This is a genomic window from Streptomyces sp. NPDC057654, from assembly GCF_042800135.1.
In the GTDB taxonomy this organism is placed as follows: Bacteria; Actinomycetota; Actinomycetes; order Streptomycetales; family Streptomycetaceae; genus Streptomyces.
The window spans coordinates 1-4,494 of the sequence record NZ_JBHVHQ010000718.1 but is presented as its reverse complement, the minus strand read 5'-3'; the positions used below and the strand labels follow the sequence as shown (position 1 = coordinate 4,494).

Below are 4,494 nucleotides of genomic sequence, written 5' to 3'. Positions count from 1 at the left end.
GTCGGACCTGCGCGAACAGGCGCGCAAGCGCCTCGCCCCCGCGCACTACGACTTCTTCGCCGGAGGCGCCGCCGACGAACGGGCCGTGCGGGAGAACGAACGGGCCTTCCACCGCCTCGCCCTGCTGCCCCGCGTGCTGCGCGGGGCGGCCCACCGCGACCTGTCCCTGACCCTCCTCGGCGACCGCCTCACCCTGCCCGTCCTCGTCTCGCCCACCGCCTTCCACCGCCTCGCCCACCCCGACGGCGAACTCGCCACCGCCCGCGCCACGGCGGCCGCCGGCACCGTCCTCGTCGCCTCCATGGCCTCGACGGCGCCGGTGGCCGAGGTCACCGCCGCCGCCCGCGCCGTACGCGCCGACGCCCCCGTCTGGTTCCAGCTCTACATGCAGCCCGAACCCGACATCACCCGCGCCCTCGCCGACCGGGCCGAACAGGCGGGCTGCACCGCCCTCGTCGTCACCGCCGACTCGCCGGTCTTCGGACGCCGCGAACGCGACGCCCGCAACGCCTTCCACGACCTGCCGCCCGGCCTCGCGACCGAGAACATGCGCCACCTGCCCGGCGCCGACGGCGACCGCCCCCGCGACATCGCCATGTCCGCGGCCCTCTCCTGGGACGACCTGCGCCGGCTGCGCGCCCACACCTCACTGCCCATCGTCCTCAAGGGCGTACTCCACCCCGAGGACGCCCGCATCGCCGTCGCCGAGGGCGTGGACGCGCTGCTCGTCTCCAACCACGGCGGCCGCCAGCTCGACGCGGCCCCCGCCACCGTCGAAGCGCTGCCCCGCATCGTGGCCGCCGTCGCCGGACGCGTGCCCGTACTGCTCGACGGCGGCATCCGCAGAGGCTCCGACGCGGCGACCGCCCTGGCCCTCGGCGCCACGGCCGTCGGCGTGGGCCGCCCCGTGCTGTGGGGCCTCGCGGCGGACGGCGAACGCGGCGTCACGCACGTACTGGAGCTGCTGCGCGCCGAACTCGACCACGTACTGGCGCTCTGCGGCGGCAGCCGGGCCGCCGACCTCACCCCCGACCTCGTCGTCGCCCGCGGCCGGCCCGACGACCCGGGCCCCCACCTTCCGGAGACAGGAGCGACCCCATGACCGCCCTCCCCGGCCGCCGCGCGGCGGCCGGAGCGCTGACCGCCGCCCTCGCCCTCACCACGCCCTACTGGCTGCCCGGCCTCGTCGTCACCGCCCGGATGAAGCTCTTCGCCAAGGTCAACGGGGACGAGGGCATCGCCTTCCCCAACGCCACCGTGGGAGCCGACCGCTTCCAGGAGATCTACTCCCACCCCGCCGCGGGCGGCCGCAGCCGAGGCGCCGCCCTCTCCGACCTCTTCTGGTACTGGCTCGCCCCCGGTGCCCAAGTCCACCAGGAACACCTGGAGAACGGCCCGCGCTACGACGAGGTCGCCCGCACCACCCTCGCCGTGCTCGCCGGACCCAGCCAGGACCTCGCCGACGCCGCCGCACGCAGCGCCGCCCACGTCCTCGACACCACCGTCACCGGCCGCACAGCCCTCGTGCGGCTGCGCGACCTGATGATGCCCGTATGGGCGGAGTTCTTCTACGGACTCGTCTTCCGCGAACCGTGCCCGCCGCACGCCCGCGCGCTCATCGTCGCCAACGCCGAGGACGTGGTGAACTCCCTGAAATGCATCCGGCCGCGCCACCTGCGCCGCCGCGCCCGCCTCACCCGCTATCTGCGCCGCCGGATCGCCGCCGGCGAGGTCCCGCACACCCTGCCGTCGAGCCTCACCCCGGCGGAACAGGCGTACTACCTCCAGGGCACCTTCTTCAACACGGCCGTGGTCCAGACGTCCGAGGCCATGGCGCACCTCCTGCTCGTACTCGCCCAGCACCCCACGGCCCAGGACGCCCTGGCCGCCGACCCGGCGGACGAACGCTACTTCTCCAACGTCCTCAACGAGACCCTGCGGATGTACCCGCTGTTCGGCGTGGCCCACCGCATCAGCACCGACGACATCGCCCTCGGCAAGGGCGAGGTGCTGCCCGCCGGCTCGGTGCTCTGCTTCAACTACCCCGAATACCACGCCACCGGCTACGCCGACCCCGAGACCTTCGACCCCGGCCGCTGGGACCGGCTCGCGGCCCGGCAGGCGCACCACATCCCGTTCGGCGTCGCCGCCAACCGCCCCTGCCCCGCCTGGCGGCTCTCCCCCCTCGTGATGCGCGCCGCGACCCGCGAGGTGCTGGACCGCTTCACGCTCGACTCGCCGGTCTCGCACACCCGGTCCATCCCGCACCGCGCCCCCTGCCTGCTGGTCCGCCGCGACCGCCCGCTGCCGCGCCCCCGGCTGGCGGCCGTACGGGCGTTCCTGCGCCTGCGGGACCGGTGGGAGGACGTGGGGCGCGGCTGGGCCCAGCTCGTCCTCGGCGCGTGGATGGTCCTCGACGCCCGCCGGCTCCGCCCGGCGGAACGGTACTTCGCCGACCACGACACCGAGGGGCGCCCGCTGGCCGGGGCCTCGCCGTCAGAGCCTCCGGCGTCCTGCCCGTACGGCGGGCGCGCGAGCTGACCGTCGCGCTGGGAAAGCACCCCCACGCGCAAAGAAGGCCCGCCCGTACCCCCTGTTCCCGTGTTCCCGCTCCCCGAGCCGAAGGGCGCACAGCGATGTCCACCACCGAGCTAGGCCCCGTCTTCTTCCTGGCCGCCGTCGTCATCCTGGTCACCTGCCGTATCGTCGCCCGCGCCCTGCGCGCCCTCGGACAGCCGCCCGTCGTGGGCGAGATGGTCGCCGGGGTGGTCCTCGGCCCCTCGGTGCTCGGGCTGCTGGCCCCCGGCGTGGAGGAGGCGCTCTTCCCCCAGGAGCTGCGGCCCGTGCTGTTCGTCGCCGGGCAGATCGGTCTGGTGATCTTCATGTTCCAGACCGGGTACGAGTTCCGCACCGACCGGATACGGGCCGTGGCGCGCCCGGCCGCCGCCGTCTCGACGGCGGGCATCCTCGTGCCGCTGGCCCTCGGCATGGGCCTGACCTTCGCCACCCAGGACGTGGTCGACGTCTACCCGGCGGACATCTCGATCGGCGTGTCCGCCCTGTTCGTCGGCGTCACCATCGCCATCACCGCGTTCCCGATGCTGGCCCGCATCATCTCCGAACGCGGCCTGGTCGGCACCCGGTTCGGCTCCCTTTCCCTGGCCAGCGGTGCGCTGGACGACGCCGTGGCCTGGGTGCTGCTCGCCGCCGTGCTCGGTCTCGCGGGCGACGGCGCGGGCCCCTTCGCCATCGCCGTCGGGGGCGCCGTCGGCCTCGTCGCCATGCTCGCCGTACTCGCCCGCAAGAGCGGCCGGATGACGGCCCTCGCAGGCCGCCGCTCCGACGACGACCTGCTGCTGATCACCGTGATCGTGCTGTTCCTCGCCGCCTGGTACACCGACCGGATCGGGCTCTACGCCGTCTTCGGCGCGTTCAGCCTGGGCGTCGTCTTCCCGCGCTCCGAAGCGGTCGACCGGACCGTGGCGGCCATCGCGCCCATCAGCCGCATCGTCTTCCTGCCCCTCTTCTTCACCTACTCGGGGCTCAACACCGACTTCGCGCTGCTGGCGCAGCCGTCCCTGCTGCTCTTCGCCGCCGCCTGCGTCGCCGTGTCCATCCTCGGCAAGCTCGGCGCCTGCTGGCTGGCGGCCCGCGCATTGGGCGAGCCGCCCGGCGTCGCGCTGCGCGTCGGCACCCTGATGAACGCGCGCGGGCTGATGCAGCTCATCGCCATCAACATCGGGCTCGCGGCGGGCATCGTGACGCCCGCCATGTTCGCGGTGCTGGTCGTCGTCGCGCTGGTGACGACCGTGATGGCCACCCCGCTGCTCACCCTGGGGGACCGGCTCGACGCGCGGCGCGACGGCCGTGCCCCGGACCCTCCGGCTCAGCAGCCGCTGACCGCGACGGGCGACGGCACGGGCCCCAGGTAGACCCAGCGCCCCTCGTCCCGTACGAAGCGGCTGTCCTCGTGCTGGACGTCCGCGTGACCCCGCACGCTGAAGTGGGCCCGGAACTCGACGGTGCCCTCGGTGTGGAAGGCGCTGCCGCCCGTCGTGCCGAGGATGTCGAGCCGGGTCCACCGCTGCTCCGGATCGAAGTCCAGGCGGCTCGGCCGCGTCGACGGATGCCAGCTGCGCAGCAGATAGGCGGCGTCGCGGACGGCGAACGCGCTGTACCGGGAGCGCATCAGCAGCTCCGCCGTGGCCGCCTGCCGCCGCCCGTCGTGGATGGCGCCGCAGCAGTCGCGGTAGGGGGAGTCGAGCCCGCAGGGGCACGGCGAGCCGGGGCTGATCGCCGGTTGCCGGCGCGCGTTCTTTCTGGACACCCGTCGATTGTGACGGCTCGGCGGGCGGGCGGCGGCGCCGGGTCCTCCCGGCGTCGGATTCTTCCGGCGTCTCGTCGCCGCCCTCGTGGTCCGCGGCCGGACGGGCGGCGCAGGACCCCCGCCGACTGCTCGCCGACGGCGAGCGGTCTTCTCAGCCAGGGCTGACC

The 4,494-nt window shown here is 74.6% G+C and carries 4 protein-coding genes; 3 read left to right on the top strand and 1 reads right to left on the bottom strand.

The features are described from left to right. The first annotated feature begins 7 nt into the window (after positions 1 to 7). From ACFU99_RS34375 to ACFU99_RS34365, 3 genes are all read left to right on the top strand, one after another. Complete coding sequence (locus tag ACFU99_RS34375) at positions 8 to 1,102, top strand: alpha-hydroxy acid oxidase (protein ID WP_384399727.1); 1,095 nt, start codon at positions 8 to 10, stop codon at positions 1,100 to 1,102. Beyond that, positions 1,099 to 2,541, top strand: coding sequence for a cytochrome P450 (locus ACFU99_RS34370; protein WP_384399724.1), 1,443 nt, complete (start codon positions 1,099 to 1,101; stop codon positions 2,539 to 2,541). The genes ACFU99_RS34375 and ACFU99_RS34370 overlap by 4 nt, the downstream gene beginning before the upstream one ends. Positions 2,542 to 2,636: 95 nt before the next feature. Beyond that, complete coding sequence (locus ACFU99_RS34365; RefSeq protein WP_384399721.1) at positions 2,637 to 3,932, top strand: cation:proton antiporter; 1,296 nt, start codon at positions 2,637 to 2,639, stop codon at positions 3,930 to 3,932. Here the strand turns inward: ACFU99_RS34365 and ACFU99_RS34360 are convergent. After that, on the bottom strand, positions 3,887 to 4,327 hold the full coding sequence (locus tag ACFU99_RS34360; protein ID WP_384399718.1) for a YchJ family protein: 441 nt from the start codon (positions 4,325 to 4,327) through the stop codon (positions 3,887 to 3,889). The genes ACFU99_RS34365 and ACFU99_RS34360 overlap by 46 nt on opposite strands. Between the last annotated feature and the right edge of the window lie 167 nt (positions 4,328 to 4,494).

Coding starts and splice junctions, on each gene's coding strand:
- ACFU99_RS34370 (WP_384399724.1), top strand. CDS start 1,099: ATGACCGCCCTCCCCGGCCGCCGCGCGGCGGCCGGAGCGCTGACCGCC.
- ACFU99_RS34365 (WP_384399721.1), top strand. CDS start 2,637: ATGTCCACCACCGAGCTAGGCCCCGTCTTCTTCCTGGCCGCCGTCGTC.